Origin of the sequence: Pseudomonas sp. stari2 (assembly GCF_040760005.1) — a bacterium.
Classification (GTDB): Bacteria; Pseudomonadota; Gammaproteobacteria; order Pseudomonadales; family Pseudomonadaceae; genus Aquipseudomonas.
Genome location: NZ_CP099760.1, coordinates 3,758,989 through 3,777,575, shown reverse-complemented (window position 1 = coordinate 3,777,575; position 18,587 = coordinate 3,758,989). Strand labels below are relative to the sequence as shown.

Genomic DNA, 18,587 nt, shown 5'->3' with positions numbered 1-18,587 from the left:
GTCGGGTTCGCCAATGAATGGGGGCAAAAAGGGGACATTTCTTTTAGGAAATAGATCTGTCCCCTTTGGTTTTAGATTTGGGAAAAAGCCGTGTCAGTTTCCGTTGATGTGCTGACTATGAAAAAATGCATAACCAATAATGTAAGAGCCAATTTTATTTGTACGAGCCGTCACCCATACGGCGTCCATGCCTTGTTTTTTCTGCTCATACAGGTCTGCCTTTGTTGTGCAAAGGTGAATCTTGCGCTGTGTGTTCGAGTCCTCTATCCATATGCCTGCCTCACAGCGACCGGTCCTTCCGGTGGCGGGCCCTGGAAAGGTTATTTCATACGTTGATTCGTAATTAACGACTTTGCCAGGTAATAGGTAGGTGCCGACATCATAAGCATGGAGAGAGAAGAAGAAACTTATGCAGAAGCCACCAAGAAAAGAATCTATTACACGTTTCGCCATTTTTTCAGTTGGGCGGCTGTAGAACGTCCTACCAGCAAAAACAACTCCAACAAGAGCACCGAACAGCAGGTATGTCGTCCATTCGGGGATTTCGCGCATTAAAATCGTGCGTGCTGAAATGCGTAAAGCCCAGGACATATAAAAAAACCAAAGACCCAAAAGCAATAACGCAATGGCTGCAACAGCTATCTTTTTTGAAGTTTTTACAGGTGAATCAGGTTTTGTTTCTTGCATGTTGTTCTTACTTATGTGTGGCGGATTTATTAAGGTTTTTTGTGTTTTCCTACGCTTCCCCAAGGTTTTCGGGTGACGCCGCTCCAGAAGTGTTCAAACCTAAGCCTTAACCCACCGCCCCCGACTCCAAGCACTCAAAAAGTCGACCGCAAACACCAACCCCAACATCGCCAATATCACCGTCCCCGCCTGCGCCTCCTGAAACAAACTCAAGCTCACATACAACATCTGCCCCAACCCCCCAGCGCCCACAAACCCCAGCACGCTAGCCATCCGGATATTGTTCTCCCACCGATACAAACAGTACGCCAGCAATTGCGGCGCCAGGTTCGGCAGCGTCCCGTAACAAAACGCCAAAACCGGATTCCCCCCTTGCAGCCGAATCGCCTCCGCCGGTTCCGGTGGCGTGTTTTCCAGCGCTTCCGCAAACAAGCGCCCCAGTACGCCCGTGGTGTGCAGGGCGAGGGCGAGGGTGCCAGCGTTAGGCCCAAGGCCGGCGGCGAAGACCATGAGTGCAGCCCAGACCAGTTCCGGAATGGCACGCAGGCCGTTGAGCAGCAGGCGGGCGGCGCTCTGAAAAAACCAGCCAAAGCGGCCAGCGGCGGGGAGTGCCAGTAACAGGCCCAGCACGGCGGCGAGGAGGGTGCCGAGGGCGGACATGGCGAGGGTTTCCATGGCGCCGTGGAGGATGGCGTTGAGGTAACCGACGCTGAAGTCGGGGCTCAGGAAGCGGCCAACATACGAGCCCATTTGTTTCAGGCTCGTAGCGCTGCCAAGTTCTTCGAGGTCGAGGCCCAGGTAGGCGAACGAGGCGATGACGGCGAAGACGATGGCTAGGATCAGCGCCGTGTTGATCAGGCGCTTCATGTCAGTCTCCAGCGCAGCAGGCGGCTGAGTTGGTCGGCGCCGAGCACCAGCAGCAGGAAGGTCAGCAGCATGCTGGCGACTTCGCCGCCGGCGAACATGCGGATCGACAGGTCGATCTGTTGGCCGAGGCCGCCAGCGCCGACGAAGCCCATCACCACCGAGGCGCGGATGGCGCATTCCCAGCGGTAGACGGTGTAGGAGAGCAGTTCCGCCGCGACGTTGGGCAGCACGCCGTAGGCGAAACTGGCCAGGCGTCCGCTGCCGGCCTGGAGCAAGGCGTGGGCCGGACGCTGGTCGGTGGATTCGAAGATTTCCGCGTAGACCTTGCCGAGCATGCCGCTGTAGGTGATGGCGATCGCCAGCACGCCCGCTGCCGGGCCGAGGCCGACGGCGCGCACGAACAGCAGCGCCCAGACGATTTCCGGCACGCTGCGCAGGAAGATCAGCATGCCGCGCACCGGCCAGCGCAGCAACCGGCCCAACAGGCTCGGGTGGCCGCTGTGGGAAGCGGCGGACAACGACAAGGCGCGGCTGGCGAGCAAACTGGCCGGCACTGCCAACACCAGTGCCAACGCCATGCCGGCCGTGGCGATGGCCAGGGTTTGCAGGGTGGCCTTGAGCAGCAATTGCAGAAAGTCCCGGTCATGGGCCGGCGGCCAGAAGGTCGCGACGAAGCGGCCCATTTCGCTCTGGCTGTCGGCGTGCAGCAACACGCCTAGGTCGAGTTCGCTGAGCTGAATCCCCGGCCACAGCAAGGCAATCGCCAGCAGTGTCAGCAACAGGCGTGGCCACGCGGCAGGGTCGCGGGTGTCGGCGCTCAGCATCGTGGAATCTGCACAATCAGCGGCGTCAGGGCCGGCGCCGGGGATTGCAGTTGTTCGTTGGCGTACAGGCTGTCGAGCATGTCGTGGCTGACGTGATCGGACGGGCAATCGAACAGGATCTTCCCTTCGCGCAAGCCAATGATGCGCGGGAAGTGCGCCAGCGCCAGTTCCACCGCGTGCAGGCTCGCCACGAGCGTGACGTTGTGCTCCCGGGCATGGCGCGACAGGACGGTCAGGGTGTGCCCGGCGAGGACCGGGTCCATGGCGGACACCGGCTCGTCCGCCAGCAGTACGTCCGGCGCCTGATACAGCACGCGAGCGATGCCGACCCGCTGTAACTGCCCGCCGGAGAGTTGCTGGCATTGACTGAAGAGTTTGTCCGCCAGATCCAGCCGCGCCAACGCGGCGCGTGCGCCGGGGATGTCCAGTGGATGCAGCAGATTGACGAGGCTTTTGCCCAGGCTCCATTGCCCGAGTTTGCCGGCCAGCACCGCCGTCACCACCCGTTGCCGGGGCGGCAGGGGCGGTGCCTGATGTACAAGACCGATTTTTGCGCGCAGGTGTTGACGCTGGCGGGCGGACAAGTGCCAAGCCCGCTGGCCCAGCACGTCGATGTCGCCGCTGCTCGGCCGAATCGCGGTGGCCAGCAGGTTGAGCAGGCTGGATTTACCGGCGCCGGACGGGCCGATGATTGCCACCTGATCGCCGCTGTTGATCTGCAAATCCACACCACGCAGGGCTTCGACGCCGTTGGCGTGGTGCAGAAAGACTTGCTTGAGGCTCAGGGTCATTTCAGCAGTTCGGCGGCGCGGGCGGCTTCCTCGATGCCTTTGTAGTTGTCCGGGCTGGTTTCGATGAAGCGGCTGGCGGCCTGCAGGTCGAGGATTTTCTTCTGCTCGGGGTTTGCCGGGTCGAGGGCGAGGAAGGCTTTTTTGATCTTTGCTGCCAACGCCGGGTCGAGGGTGCCGCGCACGGTCCAGTTGTAATCGAAGTAGGCCGGGGTGGTGGCGAAAACCTTGACCTTGTTGGTGTCGACCTTGCCGGCGTCCACCAGTTTCTGCCAGACGCTGGCGTTCAGCACACCGGCATCGACCTTGCCGGCCTGCACCCAGGCAACGGTGGCGTCGTGGGCGCCGGAGTAACCGACGCGGCTGAAATAGGTTTCCGGTTTGATGCCGTCCTTGAGCATGAAATAGCGCGGCATCAGGCTGCCGGAAGTCGACGATACCGAACCGAAGGCGAAGGTCTTGCCCTTGAGGTCGGTGAGGCTTTTCACGTTCGGGTCGGCGGTGATGAATTTGCTGGTGAACTGCGCGTCCTGCTCGCGCTGTACCAGCGGGATCACCGGGGTGGTGGCATCGGTTTTCAGCCGTGCCTGGACGAAGGTGAAACCGCCCAGCCACGCCATGTCGAGGCGGTCGGTGGCCAGGGCTTCAACCACGGCCGGGTAGTCGGCCACGGGAACGAATTGCACTTTCATGCCCAATTGCTGCTCCAGATAAGCCCCCAGCGGTTCGAACTTGCGCAGCAGTTCGGTCGGGGCCTCGTCGGGAATCGCGCTGACTTTCAACACGTCTGCGGCCTGGGCCAGCAGGGTGGAAAAGGACAGGGCCAGACCTGCAGTCAGTGCCAGGGTGCGTTTGAGCATGGGAATCTCCGTTTCATGGGCGTCAGGATCGGTGCGTAGCCTGCGGAAAAACGTCGGCGGCTGCAACGTCAGGTTAGACGAATCGGCGCGACAGCGAGGCTCAGTCCACCTGCGCGAAGCGCTCCACCAGCCAGTCGATGAACACCCGCACGCGGTTGCTCAGGTGCCGGTTCGGCGGATACAGCAGGTGGAACGGGTACGCCGGCGGGCGCCAGTCGGTGAGGATCGGCAGCAGTTCGCCGCGTTCGATGGCGGCCCTGACTGTGTAGCTGAATGTGTGAATGATCCCCAGCCCAGCCAACCCGGCCGCCAGATGCGCGTTGCTTTCGTTGACGCTGACCAGACCTTTGCCTTCGATCTGATGGCGTTCGCCGTTGCGCTGGAAGTTCGACGGCAGAATGCGCCCGGTGGAGGCCGAGCGGTAAGCGATCATCTGATGTTGGGCCAGTTCCAGCGGGTGCATCGGCGTGCCGTGGCGCTGCAAATAGTCGGGCGTGGCGCAGGTGGTCCAGGACACTTCGCCCAAGCGGCGCACGGCGAGAGCCTGTTCGGTCAGCGGGCCGCCGCGAATCACGCAGTCGACGCGCTCGCTGATCAAGTCCACCGGGCGGTCGCTGACGCCCAGATCGACCTGAATGTCCGGATAGCGCTCGAAGAACTTCGGCAGTTCCGGAATCACCAGCATGGTCGCGGTAGAGCCGCCGATGTCCACGCGAATCCGGCCACGGGGCAAGCCCTGGGCCTGACTGAAACCCTGATCGATGTCATCCAGTTGATGCAGCAGTTGCTGGGTCAGCTGGTAGTAGGAAGCGCCGTCGGCGGTGACGGTCAGGCGCCGGGTGGTGCGTTGCAGCAGGCGAACGCCGAGATGGCTTTCCAGTTGCCCGATCAGTTTGCTGACCGTGGTTTTCGGCTGGTTCAACGAGTCGGCGGCTTTGGTGAACGAACCGCTTTCCACGACGCGGGCGAACACGCGGATCGCCAGTAACTGATTCATCGGGCTGCACTCAAGGATCGAAGACAGGGCTGAGTATTGTGCATGTCTGTGTATAAACAAAACCGATTTTGCGGATTTTTCAATTCAATCCATCGGCCTAAAGTCGCTTCCAACGGCTCACCTACGACCCGTCACCTTCCTTGAAACGGTTACTGGAGATTCATCATGAGCAACAGACTAGAAGGCAAAATCGCACTGATCACTGGCGGCACTACCGGCATCGGCCTGGCCTCGGCGCAGGAGTTCGTCGCCCAGGGCGCCACGGTATTCATCACCGGCCGGCGTCAGGCCGAACTGGACAAGGCGGTCGCCGCCATCGGCCCTCGTGCCATCGGTATTCAGGGCGATGTAGCAAAACTGGACGATCTGGATCGCATTTACCGCGAAATCGCCGAGAAGGCCGGGCACCTCGACACCCTGTTCGCCAATGCCGGTGGCGGCGACATGCTGCCGCTGGGGGCGATCACCGAAGAGCACTTCGACCGGATTTTCGACGCCAACGTGAAGGGCACGTTGTTCACGGTGCAGAAGGCGTTACCGCTGCTGCGTGATGGCGCATCGATCCTGCTGACTTCGTCGACCACTTCGGTGCAAGGCACAGAAAACTTTAGCGTCTATAGCGCGAGCAAAGCGGCGGTACGCAACTTCGCCCGGTCATGGTTGCTGGACCTGAAGCCTCGGCGCATCCGCGTCAACGCCATCAGCCCTGGCCCGGTGCGCACCCCAGGTCTGGCAGGGCTGGTGCCGGCGGAGCACACGCAGGGGCTGTTCGATCAACTGGCGTCTATCGTGCCGATCGGGCGTCTGGGCGAGCCGAGCGAGATTGCCAAGGCGGCGCTGTTCCTGGCTTCGGATGACAGCAGCTTCGTCAACGGCATCGAGTTGTTCGTCGACGGCGGCACTGCGCAGATCTGATTGGAGTCACTCAATGCCCCGGCACTTGTTCATTCGAGTGTCGGGGCTCGTCCGTTTCCTCGGCCAGCGCCTTGTCCCAGATCAGGCGCGGGTCGAAGCTCATCGCCGACAACATCGTGAACACGACCACCAGACCGAAAAACAGAATCCCCGGTCGCGGCTCGATATCCCCCAGCGCCTGGAATTTCACTAGCGCCGCCACCAGCGCGACCACCAGCACATCAAGCATCGACCAATAGCCGATCAGCTCGACGAAACGGTACAGCTTCGAACGCTCCTTGCGCGCCCAATGACTGTCCCGTTGCACGGTAACCAGCAGCAAAGTCAGCGCGACGAATTTCACCCCCGGCACCGCGATGCTGGCGATGAAGATGATCAGCGCGATGTCCCACGCACCGTGTTCCCAGAATTCCAGCACACCGCTCATGATGGTGCTGTCGGCGCCGTTGCCGAGCAGGGTGGTGTTCATCACCGGCAGCAGATTCGCCGGCACGTAAAACGCCAGGGCGGCGAACATGTAGGCCCAGGTGCGGGCCAGCGAGTTGGTTTTGCGCCGGTGCAGCGGCGCGTCGCAGCGCGGGCACTGGTGCGGCTCGTCGGTCATGTCGCAGGCCAGTCCGCAGCTGTGGCACAGGCAGAGGTTGAGCTCGCTGGCGGTCGGTGGTCGCTTCACAGGATGCCCCACAAATCACGTATGTCGCGTCCGGCGACGCGGATCAGCAACAGGCTGAGCACGGCCAGCGCAAACAGGCCGATGCCGGGGATCACATCGAGCATGCCCGCCAGTTTGAACACCGCCACCATCGCCCCGAGCAGGCACACTTCGAGCATGCTCCACGGCCGCAGCACTTCCAGCCAGCGCATGCACAGTTTGAACGCCGGCGAGCGGCGCGAGGCGAGGGCGAAGCTCAAGACCCAGATGAGCAAAACCAATTGAAAGGCCGGCGCGATGATGATCGAGATCGCCGCGACCATCGCCATGAAGGTGATCGGCCCCTGACTCAGGGCCAGCACCGAATCCCACAGGGTCGCGCTGTTTTTCAGGCCCTTCATGCTGATGCTCATCACCGGGTAGAAATTGGCGAACAGCCACAGCATCGCTGCCGTGAAACTCAGGGCCAGCCGTTGTTCCACACTCAGGTTGTTGTGGCGCTGGAGCACGCCGCCACAGCGGGCGCAGAGGGATTTCTGGTAGCGGGCGAGCGTGGCTTTTTCGTACACGCAGTCGCAATGCTCGCAGATGATCAGGTGAAAGGTCGTGGCCATGGGGCGCTCGAGGGGAGGAGGGCTTGAACCTTCTTCAATATAGGCGCGTTGGGGCATCCGACAACTGTCACATCCCGAAATGCACCTTTGGTCTGCCGCTGCGCCGCGCCGAATCTGGCCCCGGGCAACGACCACGCAACCGGGCGATTCACACCGGTTGCGTGACTTCCTCTGCTGCGATTGCAGTTCGCACGCCGGGCCGCTCGGCGATGCGTGCCATGTAATTTGCCAGCGCTGGCCAGTCTTCGATGGCGATGCCGAATGTCGGCAACCACTTCAACACCGTGAACAGATAGGCATCCGCCACGCCGAACGCCTGCATCAGAAAGGGTTGAGTCGCAAGGATTCGATTCAGGTAATCCAGTCGCTTGAACAGTTTGTGTTTGAAGATCGTTTTGCTGGATTCCGGGATTTCGCTGCTGAACAACGGCGCGCTGCCGCCATGAATTTCCGAACTGATGAAATTCAGGTGCTCCTGCAGACGCGAGCGCTCCCAGGTGCCATTGGCCGGGGCCAGCCTCTGTGCAGGGTCAAGGTCGGCGAGGTATTGCAGAATCGCCGGGCCTTCGGTCAGCACCTCGCTGTTATCGAGCATCAGTGCGGCCACGTAACCCTTCGGATTGATCTCGTGAAAGTCCCTGCCATCGGCGGTGCGCTTGGTCTGGTTGTTGACCCTGATCAGCTCGAACGGCAGCGCCAGTTCTCGCAACACAATGTGCGGGGCCAGCGAGCAGGTCATGGGTGCGAAGTACAGTTTCATGGGTTCTCCTTCAAGTGAGAGCCCAGAATCCGGGATTTTGGAGACGCTTCGCAAAGGACATCTGCAGTGCTAGCGTATGACAAAATCTCATGGACTGAAGAAACCCCATGCTCACCCGACTGCCCTCGCTCAACGGATTGCGAGCCTTCGAATGCGCGGCCCGACACCTGAGTTTCACCCGCGCCGCCGAAGAACTGAACGTTACGCAAACTGCTATCAGCCATCAGATCCGTCGTCTTGAAGATGAACTCGGCGTGCGCCTGTTCATGCGCTTGAAGGACGGATTGGCGCTCACGGAAGAGGGCAGCGCTTATTTCCCCGGTGTACGTTCGGCGTTCATGGAACTGCGCCATTCGACCGAGCGCTTGCTGGAGGCGGACAATCAGAGTGTCCTGACCATCAGCACGTTGGTGTCCGTGGCGTCGAAATGGCTGTTACCGCGCCTGCCGTCCTTTCGCGAGGCGTTTCCCGAGATCGATGTGCGCATCAGTGCATCCACTGAACTGGTGGACTTTCGCAAGGGTGGCATTGATGCAGCGATCCGATACGGCAACGGAAACTGGCCGGGACTGCGCGCCGACTGGCTGATGGCCGACGAGATATTCCCGGTGTGCAGCCCGCGTTTGCTCACCGGGCCGGATCCGATCAAGACGCCGGCTGATCTGGCCCGGCACACCTTGCTGCACGTCAGCGGGCAGACTGCGAATGACTGGAACGACTGGCTGCACGCGGCAGGCCAGCCACCGCTCACGGCCAAAGGCCCGCGTCTGACCTTCGATCTGGCCATGATGGCGGTGCAGACAGCGATTGACGGGCAGGGCGTGTGCATCGGGCGCTCGACCTACGTCGATGATGATTTGCGGGCCGGGAGACTGGTGGCGCCGTTTGATCTGCGGCTGAAATCCGACTCGGGGTTCTACTTCGTCACGCCCCATGAAAACGCGAATTCGAAAAAGGTCGTTGCCTTCAGGCAATGGCTGTCGCAGGTGGTGTGAGTTGTATGCGTGTGTATCAATCTCGCGCTCGTACACAGTGAGGTAACAAGCGCCAGTATCGGGACACATTCCCGGTACATGCCATGCTCAAAGTAGAGGCGTCACTTCACTACTTCCGAGAGGGCAACACCATGCGCCGCACACTTTTGATGACCGCAGCCGCCGCACTCGTTTCATTGACCGGCCTCGCGCACGCGGCTGACACCCAATCCGCCGCCCCGGCCAAGAGCTGGCAACAAGGTTTGAGCCGCACGGATCTGGTTCATCAGGATCTGGGCGCAGCGGATCGCGAAGTGATTCAGGCTCGAGTGGATTTCGAGCCAGGCATCACTTCCCCCCGGCATGCGCATCCGGGCGTTGAAGTCGCCTATGTGATCAGCGGCACCTTCGAATACCAGCTCGAAGGCCGGGCGCCGGTGACGCTGAAGGCCGGCGATTCGCTATTCATCCCGGAAGGCGTGGCGCACATCGCGAAAAACGTCGGTAATGACAAGGGGTCGGAACTGGCGACTTACATCGTCAAGAAGGGCGAGCCGTTGTTGATCCTCAAGCAATAACCACCGGGATATTGACAAGGCCTGCCAATGTGGCAGGCCTTTTTTGTCGGCGGACTCAACGCAGGCTGATGCCGCCCGATTCAAACTGAAGCAACTTCAGCTCACATCCACCTCTTTCACAACTCCGGTCGATGCCCTTTGCTTGCGTCTCTTGAGCCAACTGAAAAACGCATGCACCGGATGCAGAACAGCCGTCAGCACGCCAAGCAGCAGGATGATGAAAAGGATGATCAGCGGGATACTTTCGTGCGAGAACATGGTGGGTTACTCCTGTAGTCACTATGTTGGAACCTGCAGACTAGACGCATCCGGCGATGTTTTTGGTGAACGTATGTTCATCCTCGGGCGCTTCGATTGTGCTACGGGAGGCCCGGGATCGGCTCCACGTTCATGAGCAGTTCGAAGGCTCGTCTTTCTCGCTGACCGTCACCCGGGCATGTCGAAATCAGGCATCGGCATGCCGCACTCGAGCTATTTGCGTTCAAGTTCAGCCACGTAAGGTGAGGCGTCCATCAGAGAACAACAAAAACAATGAACAGCCTGAATTCGAAGGAATCGAGCGGTCAGTTGGCGCAGGGTTTCAAGCCACGTCACGTGACCATGTTGTCAATTGCAGGAATCATCGGTGCGGGGTTGTTTGTCGGTTCCGGACACGCCATCGCGGCGGCGGGGCCGGCGGTGTTGCTGGCCTATCTGTTTTCCGGCCTGCTGGTGGTGCTGGTCATGCGCATGTTGGGTGAAATGGCAGTGGCCCGACCTGACACCGGATCGTTCTCCACCTACGCCGATCAGGCCATCGGCCGCTGGGCCGGCTTCACCATTGGCTGGCTCTACTGGTGGTTCTGGGTGCTGGTCATTCCTATCGAGGCCCTTGCCGCCGGGCATGTGTTGAATCAGTGGTTTCCCCAGGTCGATGCATGGTTGTTCGCGCTGGTGTCGATCATCCTGCTGGTGATCACCAACCTGTTCAGTGTCTCCAAGTACGGCGAGTTCGAATTCTGGTTCGCCATGGCCAAGGTCGTGGCGATCATCGGTTTTATCGGCGTGGGTTTTGCCGTGCTGATGGGCTGGATTCCCGAGCGTGAAGCCAGCGGCCTCAGCCGGTTGATGGAAGAACATGGCGGGTTCGCCCCCAATGGCCTGTCGGCGGTGGTTGGCGCCTTCATCACCATCATGTTCAGTTTTATCGGTACGGAAGCGGTAACCATTGCCGCTGCCGAATCGGACAATCCGGCACAGAACATCGCCAAGGCCACGCGTTCGGTGATCTGGCGCATCGGTGTGTTCTATCTGCTGTCGATCTTCGTGGTGATTTCCGTGGTGCCCTGGAACGACCCGCTTTTGGCGTCCGTCGGTTCCTATCAGCGCGCACTGGAATTGATGAGCGTTCCCCACGCCAAATTCATGGTCGATGTGGTGGTGTTGATTGCCGTGGCCAGTTGCATGAACTCGTCGATCTATATCGCTTCGCGCATGTTGTTCTCACTGGGGCTTCGCGGCGATGCACCGCACGCGTTGAAAGTGACTTCCGGCGCAGGCGTGCCGAGGGCGGCGGTGATTGCCAGCAGCGTCATCGGCGCCGGGGTGACGCTGCTCAGTTACTTCATGCCCGCCGGCCTGTTTCAATTCTTGCTCGCCAGTTCCGGCGCCATTGCGTTGCTGGTGTACCTGGTGATCGCGGTTTCCCAGCTGCGCATGCGGCGGATGCTGCTTCGGCAGAATGTCGAGCTGACCTTTCGCATGTGGCTGTTTCCCTGGCTGACGTATCTGGTGATGGCGTTCATCTGCGCCGCACTCGCGGTGATGATGCTGACGCCGGAGCATCGCCTGGAAGTGACGTCGACCATTGGCCTGGCGCTGGCGATTTCCTTTATCGGGCTGGTGACCACGCGTCAGCATGGGCCGGCGACTTCGTCTGTCCCAGTCAAACAAAACGCCCGAGGCAGTGCCTCGGGCGTGTAGGGAGGATCGGGATTCAGATCAGCCGCAGGGTCACGTCGATGTTGCCGCGCGTGGCCTTGGAGTAAGGGCAGGTCTGGTGCGCAGCTTCCACCAGTGACTGGGCGACCGAAGGCTCCAGCCCCGGCAGACTGACATTCAGGCGCGCCTGCAGGAAAAACGCATCACCGGTCTTGCCCAGATCGATTTCGGTTTCCACCGCCACATCGGCTGGCAGCCTGATCTTCAGCGCAGCCGCCGCTTTGCCCATGGCACCGATGAAACAGGCCGACCAGCCGGCCGCCAGCAGCTGTTCCGGATTGGTGCCGCTGCCATTGGAGCCCGGTGGCGACAGCTTGACGTCCAGATTGCCGTCGGAACTGCGCGAGGCGCCATCGCGTCCGCCGGTGGTGCGGGTCTTGCCGGTGTACAGTACGGTGTCGATTTGATTGATCATGAGAATGCCTGCCTGTGTGAGTGGTGGAGTCGGAAGGAAGGTTCCGATGGCCCACACTTTTGCATCGGCATGTACCGGGGATGTGTCATGAACTGGGGGTTATGTATCGCTGTGTAGCAATGCGTTCAGGCTGATCGCTGAGACAGCGTCAGCAGAACTCCGAAGCCCACGAGCAGGCCGCCGAACGCCCGGTCAATCCACTGCCGTGCCGCCAGCAGTTTCTCCCGCACTCGCCCGGCGGAGAAACACAGCGCCACCAGGCTGAACCACAGCACATGCGCCCCGGCAATGAACACCCCATAGGCGATTTGTACCGGCAGGCCCGTCTCCGGCCGGACGACACCCATGAACAGGCTCACGATGAAAATCGAGGTTTTGGGGTTCAACGCATTGGTGAGAAAACCTGAACGCAACGCAGCCAGGTCCGACAGGGCAGGTGGCGCAGCATCCGGCTGCTGAACGTCAGGTCTGGAGCGAAGCATTTTGATGCCCAGATAAACCAGATACGCAGCCCCCGCCAGTTTCAGTGCATTGAACAACCAGGGCGATTGTTGAAGCACTAATCCGAGTCCGAGCAGGGTGTAGCCGACATGCACCAGCACTCCGAGACCAATGCCCATCGCCGTGAGCACGCCTGCGCGTCGAGAGAGCAGCAAGCCGTTGCGCGAGACCAGGGCGAAGTCAGGCCCGGGGCTGATGCATGCCAGCAGTGTGATGGTGATTACGGCTATCCATTCGCTCATGGTGGAACCTTGGGTGGGTTGGTGATAGAAAGCCATGTTTACAGATCCCGAACGCTGGAACTAACGATGATTTCTGAAGCAAATGGTGAGTCTGAATCACCATTTTCCGAAGGGCGAATGCCTTCTCTGCTGGCGCTGCGTTGCTTCGAATCCGCGGGCCGGTTCGAGAACTTCGCCCGTGCGGCTGACGAACTGCATCTGACACCCGGCGCCATCAGCCGGGCGGTGCGCCTGCTTGAAGAGGATCTGGGCGTTGATTTGTTCGAGCGGCGCCAACGGAGGGTTTTTCTGACTGACCCTGGCAGGCGACTGCTCAAAGCAGTGAGCGAAGGTTTGGGGGGGATGAACCATGCCGTCCGCGAGATCCGTACTGAGGCGCGCCGTACGCGACGGCTGGTCCTGTCCTGCGAGCCGACGCTGTTGATGCGCTGGTTGATTCCGCGCTGGAGTGATTTCCAGAAACAACATCGCGGCCCGGACATTCATCTGGTGGCCGGTGGCGGGCCGTTTTCATTTGAACAGGGAATCGACCTGGCCATTCGCCGGGACGATTTCCACCGGCCTCCCGGTTACCACGCCGAGCGCTTGTTTGCCGAGAAGGTCGGGCCGGTCTGCCGACCGGATAAGGTCGGTGAGTGGTTCGATAAAAGCGGCAAATGTCTACGCGCCACGGCGCCTCTGTTGCAAACGAGCAGCCGACCCACGGCCTGGCAGGAGTGGGCCGCCGCAGCGGGCCAGCCGGTTCCTGCGACGCAGAGGCAGTCTTTCGAGCACTTCTATTTCAGCATTCAGGCGGCTGTCGCGGGCCTTGGAGTGGCCATCGGTCCGTGGCATCTGGTCCGCGACGATATCGAAAGCGGGGTGTTGGCCGCGCCATCAGGATTTGTAGAGGACGGCTCGCATTATTGCCTGCTGTCGCCCGCGCCTCACAAACCGGGCAGTCTGGAAATGGATTTGCTGGAATGGTTGCGAGAGGTGGGTTGATCGTATTGTCCGGACCATGCACCACTGCGGACGGCCGGGCCGCAGTGCAGTACTGAACGGTGACGACTGCACTGCGCGTGACGGCGAGGGCTCAGCCCTCCAGGCTCTCCGGCGCGACCACCCACACGCTGCAAGGCATTTTGTAGAGCAGGTGCTCGACGGTACTGCCGACCAGCCGCCCGATCCCCCGGTGGGCCACGCGACCCATGACGATGAGATCAACGTCATACGCATCGGCATAGCTGGACAGGACCTTGGCCGGGTCGCCGAGGATCATGTGTTGATTCTCGGCGGGGATGTCATTGCGTTCAGCCAGATCACGGAACGCTTCGCCCTGGGCATCGAACAGTTTTTTGGCTGCATTCGAGGAGAAGAACGCCGAGGCGTTGTCGAAGCCGAATTCTGCCGCGCCTATCGAGGACAGGTCGTGGGCATAGATCACGTCAAGTTGAGCGTTGCAGATGCTTGCCAGTTTGGCCGCTTCGCGCAGGATCCGGTCATTGAGCCCTGCATAGCGGCCATCGCGATGGAACGGGTCGACCGCCGCAACAATGCGACGCGGCAGAGCGTGCAATACGTGGCTGACGAAATGCAGCGGCACCGGGCATTCGCGCAGCAAATGGACGTCAAGCGGGGTGAACATCAGGCGCGACAACGCTGACTCGTGCTCCAGCGCCTTGATCATGGCCGCCATCGGCTGCTCCTTGAGGTGAATGAGGATCTCCTTTAGCGGGTTGGCCACCCACACCACCTCCGTCGTCACATGCACGCCGAGTTTGCGCAAAGGGCGAGCCTGATCCTCCAGCCATTGCCGATGACGTTCAACGTAGCCCACGCGCATTTGCTCCAGCGCCTGTTCATTGACCAGACCGGCAGTGGCCAGGCCTTCCAGATAATCGAATGCCACGATGTGCAACGCGGCGTCCGCAGCTTTGGCCAGTGCCGCCGCACGGTCGAACGCCGGGCTGTTTTCCATCAGGGGCGAAACAACGAGCATGAAGCGTGATTGCTCAGACATGGCAGATCTCCCGTAGGCAAATGCAGGAACGTCTGGACTCGAGGGCGACAGCGCGCTCGGACGGCACCGCTTTGTGTCTATCCTGCCGACGCTGACGGGGAGGGCCTTGATTTTTGTCAATCCGGCGGTTGGTCGCCGGACGGCCGGATGGGTGGTCAGGGGCTGACTGATCCACCGATTGTTGACCATTATCAATTTTTGCCGAGTCGCTCGGGCGCAGTCTGGGTCCTGTGCTGGAACCACGTTCACGACAGGCGCAGAGGATCGACCATGGCGACCATGAAAGCTGCTGTTTTCGTTGAAAAGAACCGCATCGTGCTGGAAGACAAGCCGATCCCCGAGGTCGGCCCGCTGGACGCCCTGATCCGCATCACCACCACGACCATTTGCGGCACTGATGTGCACATTTTGCGCGGCGAGTACCCGGTGGCCAAAGGGCTGACGATCGGTCATGAGCCGGTGGGCATCATCGAGCGGCTGGGCTCACAGGTGCGCGGGTTCGTCGAAGGGCAACGGGTGATCGCCGGGGCAATCACCCCCAGTGGACAAAGCTACGCCTGCCTGTGTGGCTGCGGATCCCAGGACGGCCCGGACACCCGGCATGGCTTCAAGGCCATCGGCGGCTGGAAGTTCGGCAACACGCTTGACGGTTGCCAGGCCGAGTACGTGCTGGTGCCGGACGCGCTGGCCAATCTGTGCCCGATTCCCGACGGCCTGACGGACGAGCAGGTGCTGATGTGCCCGGACATCATGTCCACCGGATTCTCCGGGGCCGAGCGCGGCAAGATCGCCATCGGCGATACCGTCGCGGTCTTTGCCCTGGGGCCTATCGGTCTGTGTGCGGTGGCCGGGGCGCGCCTCAAGGGCGCCACCACCATCATCGGCGTCGATGCGGTTGCGGAACGCATGAGTGTCGCCCGGCGCCTCGGGGCAACCGACGTGGTCAACTTCAAGGACGGCAACGTGGTCGAGCAGATCATGGCGTTGACCGATGGCCGTGGCGTTGACGTGTCCATCGAGGCGCTCGGCACCCAAGGCACTTTCGAATCGGCGTTGCGGGTGCTGCGGCCCGGCGGGCGCTTGTCCAGCCTAGGGGTGTATTCCAGCGACCTGCATATTCCGCTCGACGCCTTTGCCGCCGGGCTGGGCGATTACAGCATCGTGTCCACCCTGTGTCCGGGCGGCAAGGAGCGGATGCGCCGGTTGATGGCGGTGGTGCAGAGCGGGGCGGTGGATCTGTCGCCGCTGGTCACACACCGTTTCAAACTCGATGACATCGAGGCGGCCTACGAGTTGTTTGCCCATCAACGCGACGGTGTGATGAAAGTCGCGATCACGCCTTGAATATCCGGTTTGCGGAGACTGTCCATGAACATTGAGATCATCGAGAGACGCAGCCCCCATGGCTGGGTCGTGCACATGGATCGGCTGCAAGTGAATTTCAACAGCCTGGAGCAGGCCCGGGCATTTGTCGGCCAGCTCCGGGCCCGAATCGACGCACCGCACACCTGGCCGCAGCCGACGGCGCGCAAGGCTGGCGTGCCGATGGACGCCGCACGACCATCGGTGGCAAGCGTTGACTAGTCGCTGACAGGGGCGGGTGGCCCGTGAATGAGTCCCTTGACCTGGCCGGCGCGGCGGCCGCGTTGGGCATCGGTATGCTCATCGGCCTCGAGCGCGAACGACACAAAGGCACCGATAGTACCCGTGACTGTGCGGGTCTGCGGACCTTCGCCATCACTGCGCTGCTGGGGTACATGGCAATGCAGGTCGGTGGCGCGTTGCTGCTGGGGATTGTGGTGCTCGGCCTGACCGCACTGATTACCGTGGCGTATTGGCGAAGCCTGAGTGACGACCCGGGCGTCACCAGCGAAGTGGCCTTGCTCACGGTATTGCTGCTCGGCGCCTGGTGCGGTTCTGCTGCAGAAATGGCGGTGGCGACAGGTGTAGTAGTAGCGGGGTTGCTGGCGTATCGGGAAAAACTGCATGACTTTGCCAACAGTCAGTTGACCGAGACCGAAATGCGCGACGGCCTGGTCTTGCTGGTAGCGGCGCTGGTGATCCTGCCGCTGGCGCCGGACCGCTACATCGGGCCTTATCACGCGATCAACCTGCGGACCCTCTGCACACTGACGGTATTGCTGATGCTGGTGGGGGCCATCGGGCACATCGCCGTGCGAACCCTGGGCAGTCGTTACGGCTATGCCATCAGTGCTGTTGCCTCCGGTTTTGTTTCCAGCACCGTCACCATCGCGTCCATGGGGCAGCGCGTCGCCAGGGCGCCCGGGCAGGTGCGAACGCTCGCGGCGGCTGCAATCGTGTCCAACCTGGCCACGGTGATTCAGGTGGCGTTGATTGTCGGCACTGTGGACACCGCGCTGTTGCGCAGCCTGTGGGCCCCGCTGGGCTGCGGGCTGGCGACCACGGCATTGTATGGCGTATGCCTGATGTTTCACGGGTCGCAAAGAGGTGCCGAGGAACCCCGTGAGGACGGTGGGGCGTTCAATCTCAAGCTCGCCGTGGTCGTGACGTTGACCATGACCGCCATCACGCTCGTTTCATCGGTAATGCTCAACTACTTCGGCCAGGTAGGGGTGATGTTGACCGCAACGTTCAGCGGTTTTGCCGACGCTCATTCTTCCATCGCGTCCATCGCCTCGCTGGCCAAGGCCGGGTTGTTGCCCGTCGATGCCATCGTCCCGCCGGCGCTGATTGCCGTCAGCAGCAATTCGTTGAGCAAATGTCTGGTGGCCTGGGTCAGCGGCGGCCGGCGATTTGCCGCGTATGTCATCCCCGGCCAGCTTTTACTGACGCTGGCCATGTGGGCGGGCACCTTGCTGCATTACTGAGGCGTGTCTCGAATCACCGGATTTGTTCTGCAGAACGGCCAAAGCTGACAAAGATCAAATGGCCTTCGGTTGCATGGCTCAATCTGGACAAGTGTTCTTTCAGTTGACTGCATGCCGAGGTGTCCAATGTCACAGACTCAGCGTTTGTTGTTGATCGCTCCCCCCTCCATGACGCGCACACCCGCATTCGAGCGCGCCGCCGCGTTGGCGCAGGCCATGCAATTGCCATTGCATATCGTCGCGTTCGATTACTTGCAGGCGCTGGCGGTGGCAGGGCTGTTTGCTGCCGAAGAAATCAGCGTGGCCCGGGAAAGTTATCTGCAGCGCCATAGCGATTGGCTCGCGGACCAGGCTGCGCACCTGGGTAGGCACGGTATCGAGGTCACCCGCGAGGTGCTCTGGGTGCAGCGCCCTTATGAGGAAATCCTGCATTTCGTGCAGGAGCAATCGTTGGCGCTGATTATCAAGGACGCCGAGGAAGAGTCGGCCCTCAAGCGCGTGTTTTTCACCCCGCTGGACTGGCAATTGCTGCGCGATTGTCCGGTGCCGGTGCATCTAGTGACCAATGACCGCCATCCTCGGCCGCGCCAGATCATGGCCATCGTCGATGTGCTGCGCAGCGAGGAGCAGGATCTGGTGTTCAACGATCAGATCATCGATGCGGCGGTGAAACTTGCCGAACAGTGCGGCGCCGGACTGGAGTTGGTCCATGTGTATGACTGGGCCGCGGCGTACGCAATGGATATTGGCGTGGGCGCCTTGCCTCTGGCGACCGGGCTTTATGAAGCCTTGGGTACGGCTCAGCATGAGGCCTTCGCCGCGCTGGCGGAGCGTCATGGGGTTGAGGTACAGCGGCGCCATTTCATCGAGGGCGCGCCAGTGCCGAGCATTTGCGAGTTCGCCAGCCAACATGACACGGACGTGATCGTCATGGGCACCGTGCAGCACAATGGCTTGAACAAGTTATTGGGCACGACCGCCGAGCAACTCCTGCATCGTGCACCCTGCAGTGTGTTTGCGATCAAGCCGGGCGGGCAGTCACAGAGCTGAAGCTCTGGATCACCCCGCGATGAACCGTTGGC

The 18,587-nt window shown here is 61.1% G+C and carries 22 protein-coding genes; 9 read left to right on the top strand and 13 right to left on the bottom strand.

Features of this window, described 5'->3' with window-relative positions; all coding sequences use genetic code 11:
• Positions 1 to 93: 93 nt before the first annotated feature.
• The 6 genes from NH234_RS16975 to NH234_RS16950 form a co-directional block, all read right to left on the bottom strand.
• Complete coding sequence (locus tag NH234_RS16975) at positions 94 to 687, bottom strand: hypothetical protein (RefSeq protein WP_367253463.1); 594 nt, start codon at positions 685 to 687, stop codon at positions 94 to 96.
• 99 nt (positions 688 to 786) lie between these two features.
• Positions 787 to 1,554 (bottom strand): phosphonate ABC transporter, permease protein PhnE, encoded by a 768-nt coding sequence (gene phnE / locus NH234_RS16970; RefSeq protein ID WP_367253461.1) that lies wholly within the window; start codon positions 1,552 to 1,554, stop codon positions 787 to 789.
• The gene (locus NH234_RS16965) at positions 1,551 to 2,378 is read right to left on the bottom strand and encodes a PhnE/PtxC family ABC transporter permease (protein WP_367253460.1); all 828 of its coding nucleotides are present in this window, start codon (positions 2,376 to 2,378) and stop codon (positions 1,551 to 1,553) included. Before NH234_RS16965 ends, phnE begins: the two co-directional genes overlap by 4 nt.
• On the bottom strand, positions 2,372 to 3,169 hold the full coding sequence (locus NH234_RS16960; protein ID WP_367253458.1) for a phosphonate ABC transporter ATP-binding protein: 798 nt from the start codon (positions 3,167 to 3,169) through the stop codon (positions 2,372 to 2,374). The genes NH234_RS16965 and NH234_RS16960 overlap by 7 nt, the downstream gene beginning before the upstream one ends.
• Positions 3,166 to 4,026: a putative selenate ABC transporter substrate-binding protein gene (locus NH234_RS16955; protein ID WP_085709856.1), complete on the bottom strand. Its 861-nt coding sequence runs from the start codon at positions 4,024 to 4,026 to the stop codon at positions 3,166 to 3,168. The genes NH234_RS16960 and NH234_RS16955 overlap by 4 nt, the downstream gene beginning before the upstream one ends.
• A gap of 100 nt (positions 4,027 to 4,126) precedes the next feature.
• The gene (locus NH234_RS16950; RefSeq protein WP_367253456.1) at positions 4,127 to 5,023 is read right to left on the bottom strand and encodes a LysR family transcriptional regulator; all 897 of its coding nucleotides are present in this window, start codon (positions 5,021 to 5,023) and stop codon (positions 4,127 to 4,129) included.
• A gap of 165 nt (positions 5,024 to 5,188) precedes the next feature.
• Here NH234_RS16950 and NH234_RS16945 point away from each other — a divergent pair, with 165 nt between their 5' ends.
• Positions 5,189 to 5,938, top strand: a complete 750-nt coding sequence (locus NH234_RS16945; protein WP_367253455.1) for an SDR family NAD(P)-dependent oxidoreductase — start codon at positions 5,189 to 5,191, stop codon at positions 5,936 to 5,938.
• Between the two features lie 10 nt (positions 5,939 to 5,948).
• Here the strand turns inward: NH234_RS16945 and NH234_RS16940 are convergent, their stop codons facing one another.
• From NH234_RS16940 to gstA, 3 genes are all read right to left on the bottom strand, one after another.
• The gene (locus NH234_RS16940) at positions 5,949 to 6,611 is read right to left on the bottom strand and encodes a paraquat-inducible protein A (protein ID WP_367253454.1); all 663 of its coding nucleotides are present in this window, start codon (positions 6,609 to 6,611) and stop codon (positions 5,949 to 5,951) included.
• Positions 6,608 to 7,204 (bottom strand): paraquat-inducible protein A, encoded by a 597-nt coding sequence (locus tag NH234_RS16935; protein WP_367253453.1) that lies wholly within the window; start codon positions 7,202 to 7,204, stop codon positions 6,608 to 6,610. Before NH234_RS16935 ends, NH234_RS16940 begins: the two co-directional genes overlap by 4 nt.
• A 148-nt stretch (positions 7,205 to 7,352) precedes the next feature.
• The gene (gstA, locus tag NH234_RS16930) at positions 7,353 to 7,964 is read right to left on the bottom strand and encodes a glutathione transferase GstA (protein WP_367253452.1); all 612 of its coding nucleotides are present in this window, start codon (positions 7,962 to 7,964) and stop codon (positions 7,353 to 7,355) included.
• Between the two features lie 107 nt (positions 7,965 to 8,071).
• On the opposite strand from gstA, the gene NH234_RS16925 reads away from it, so the two are divergent.
• Both NH234_RS16925 and NH234_RS16920 read left to right on the top strand, forming a co-directional pair.
• The gene (locus NH234_RS16925; RefSeq protein WP_367253451.1) at positions 8,072 to 8,959 is read left to right on the top strand and encodes a transcriptional regulator GcvA; all 888 of its coding nucleotides are present in this window, start codon (positions 8,072 to 8,074) and stop codon (positions 8,957 to 8,959) included.
• A 131-nt stretch (positions 8,960 to 9,090) separates the two neighbouring features.
• Positions 9,091 to 9,516, top strand: a complete 426-nt coding sequence (locus tag NH234_RS16920) for a cupin domain-containing protein (protein WP_367253450.1) — start codon at positions 9,091 to 9,093, stop codon at positions 9,514 to 9,516.
• Positions 9,517 to 9,612: 96 nt separating this feature from the next.
• Here the strand turns inward: NH234_RS16920 and NH234_RS16915 are convergent, their stop codons facing one another.
• The gene (locus NH234_RS16915) at positions 9,613 to 9,774 is read right to left on the bottom strand and encodes a hypothetical protein (RefSeq protein ID WP_367253449.1); all 162 of its coding nucleotides are present in this window, start codon (positions 9,772 to 9,774) and stop codon (positions 9,613 to 9,615) included.
• 273 nt (positions 9,775 to 10,047) lie between these two features.
• On the opposite strand from NH234_RS16915, the gene NH234_RS16910 reads away from it, so the two are divergent.
• Positions 10,048 to 11,478: an amino acid permease gene (locus NH234_RS16910; RefSeq protein ID WP_367253448.1), complete on the top strand. Its 1,431-nt coding sequence runs from the start codon at positions 10,048 to 10,050 to the stop codon at positions 11,476 to 11,478.
• A gap of 13 nt (positions 11,479 to 11,491) precedes the next feature.
• Here NH234_RS16910 and NH234_RS16905 read toward each other — a convergent pair whose 3' ends face one another.
• Together NH234_RS16905 and NH234_RS16900 are read right to left on the bottom strand one after the other, a co-directional pair.
• Complete coding sequence (locus NH234_RS16905; RefSeq protein ID WP_085709867.1) at positions 11,492 to 11,911, bottom strand: organic hydroperoxide resistance protein; 420 nt, start codon at positions 11,909 to 11,911, stop codon at positions 11,492 to 11,494.
• A 125-nt stretch (positions 11,912 to 12,036) separates the two neighbouring features.
• Positions 12,037 to 12,654, bottom strand: a complete 618-nt coding sequence (locus NH234_RS16900; protein WP_085732251.1) for a LysE family transporter — start codon at positions 12,652 to 12,654, stop codon at positions 12,037 to 12,039.
• Between the two features lie 66 nt (positions 12,655 to 12,720).
• On the opposite strand from NH234_RS16900, the gene NH234_RS16895 reads away from it, so the two are divergent.
• Positions 12,721 to 13,638 (top strand): LysR family transcriptional regulator, encoded by a 918-nt coding sequence (locus NH234_RS16895; RefSeq protein WP_367253447.1) that lies wholly within the window; start codon positions 12,721 to 12,723, stop codon positions 13,636 to 13,638.
• Positions 13,639 to 13,729: 91 nt separating this feature from the next.
• Here the strand turns inward: NH234_RS16895 and NH234_RS16890 are convergent, their stop codons facing one another.
• Positions 13,730 to 14,656, bottom strand: a complete 927-nt coding sequence (locus NH234_RS16890; RefSeq protein WP_367253446.1) for a universal stress protein — start codon at positions 14,654 to 14,656, stop codon at positions 13,730 to 13,732.
• Positions 14,657 to 14,926: 270 nt separating this feature from the next.
• Here NH234_RS16890 and NH234_RS16885 point away from each other — a divergent pair, with 270 nt between their 5' ends.
• From NH234_RS16885 to NH234_RS16870, 4 genes are all read left to right on the top strand, one after another.
• Positions 14,927 to 16,000 carry an NAD(P)-dependent alcohol dehydrogenase gene (locus NH234_RS16885; protein WP_085731787.1) on the top strand — a complete coding sequence of 358 codons (1,074 nt, stop codon included), beginning with the start codon at positions 14,927 to 14,929 and terminating at the stop codon, positions 15,998 to 16,000.
• A 24-nt stretch (positions 16,001 to 16,024) separates the two neighbouring features.
• A complete protein-coding gene (locus NH234_RS16880; protein ID WP_085731786.1) occupies positions 16,025 to 16,240 on the top strand; it encodes a hypothetical protein in 216 nt (71 codons plus the stop codon).
• Positions 16,241 to 16,263: 23 nt separating this feature from the next.
• On the top strand, positions 16,264 to 17,505 hold the full coding sequence (locus NH234_RS16875) for an MgtC/SapB family protein (protein WP_367253445.1): 1,242 nt from the start codon (positions 16,264 to 16,266) through the stop codon (positions 17,503 to 17,505).
• Positions 17,506 to 17,631: 126 nt separating this feature from the next.
• Positions 17,632 to 18,555 carry a universal stress protein gene (locus tag NH234_RS16870; RefSeq protein ID WP_367253444.1) on the top strand — a complete coding sequence of 308 codons (924 nt, stop codon included), beginning with the start codon at positions 17,632 to 17,634 and terminating at the stop codon, positions 18,553 to 18,555.
• Positions 18,556 to 18,587 lie beyond the last annotated feature (32 nt).

What these genes read in the sequence shown, in the direction of transcription:
- NH234_RS16975 (WP_367253463.1), bottom strand. Translation starts at nt 687, where the DNA reads ATGCAAGAAACAAAACCTGATTCACCTGTAAAAACTTCAAAAAAGATA.
- phnE (WP_367253461.1), bottom strand. Translation starts at nt 1,554, where the DNA reads ATGAAGCGCCTGATCAACACGGCGCTGATCCTAGCCATCGTCTTCGCC.
- NH234_RS16965 (WP_367253460.1), bottom strand. Translation starts at nt 2,378, where the DNA reads ATGCTGAGCGCCGACACCCGCGACCCTGCCGCGTGGCCACGCCTGTTG.
- NH234_RS16960 (WP_367253458.1), bottom strand. Translation starts at nt 3,169, where the DNA reads ATGACCCTGAGCCTCAAGCAAGTCTTTCTGCACCACGCCAACGGCGTC.
- NH234_RS16955 (WP_085709856.1), bottom strand. Translation starts at nt 4,026, where the DNA reads ATGCTCAAACGCACCCTGGCACTGACTGCAGGTCTGGCCCTGTCCTTT.
- NH234_RS16950 (WP_367253456.1), bottom strand. Translation starts at nt 5,023, where the DNA reads ATGAATCAGTTACTGGCGATCCGCGTGTTCGCCCGCGTCGTGGAAAGC.
- NH234_RS16945 (WP_367253455.1), top strand. Translation starts at nt 5,189, where the DNA reads ATGAGCAACAGACTAGAAGGCAAAATCGCACTGATCACTGGCGGCACT.
- NH234_RS16935 (WP_367253453.1), bottom strand. Translation starts at nt 7,204, where the DNA reads ATGGCCACGACCTTTCACCTGATCATCTGCGAGCATTGCGACTGCGTG.
- gstA (WP_367253452.1), bottom strand. Translation starts at nt 7,964, where the DNA reads ATGAAACTGTACTTCGCACCCATGACCTGCTCGCTGGCCCCGCACATT.
- NH234_RS16925 (WP_367253451.1), top strand. Translation starts at nt 8,072, where the DNA reads ATGCTCACCCGACTGCCCTCGCTCAACGGATTGCGAGCCTTCGAATGC.
- NH234_RS16920 (WP_367253450.1), top strand. Translation starts at nt 9,091, where the DNA reads ATGCGCCGCACACTTTTGATGACCGCAGCCGCCGCACTCGTTTCATTG.
- NH234_RS16915 (WP_367253449.1), bottom strand. Translation starts at nt 9,774, where the DNA reads ATGTTCTCGCACGAAAGTATCCCGCTGATCATCCTTTTCATCATCCTG.
- NH234_RS16910 (WP_367253448.1), top strand. Translation starts at nt 10,048, where the DNA reads ATGAACAGCCTGAATTCGAAGGAATCGAGCGGTCAGTTGGCGCAGGGT.
- NH234_RS16905 (WP_085709867.1), bottom strand. Translation starts at nt 11,911, where the DNA reads ATGATCAATCAAATCGACACCGTACTGTACACCGGCAAGACCCGCACC.
- NH234_RS16900 (WP_085732251.1), bottom strand. Translation starts at nt 12,654, where the DNA reads ATGAGCGAATGGATAGCCGTAATCACCATCACACTGCTGGCATGCATC.
- NH234_RS16895 (WP_367253447.1), top strand. Translation starts at nt 12,721, where the DNA reads ATGATTTCTGAAGCAAATGGTGAGTCTGAATCACCATTTTCCGAAGGG.
- NH234_RS16890 (WP_367253446.1), bottom strand. Translation starts at nt 14,656, where the DNA reads ATGTCTGAGCAATCACGCTTCATGCTCGTTGTTTCGCCCCTGATGGAA.
- NH234_RS16885 (WP_085731787.1), top strand. Translation starts at nt 14,927, where the DNA reads ATGGCGACCATGAAAGCTGCTGTTTTCGTTGAAAAGAACCGCATCGTG.
- NH234_RS16880 (WP_085731786.1), top strand. Translation starts at nt 16,025, where the DNA reads ATGAACATTGAGATCATCGAGAGACGCAGCCCCCATGGCTGGGTCGTG.
- NH234_RS16870 (WP_367253444.1), top strand. Translation starts at nt 17,632, where the DNA reads ATGTCACAGACTCAGCGTTTGTTGTTGATCGCTCCCCCCTCCATGACG.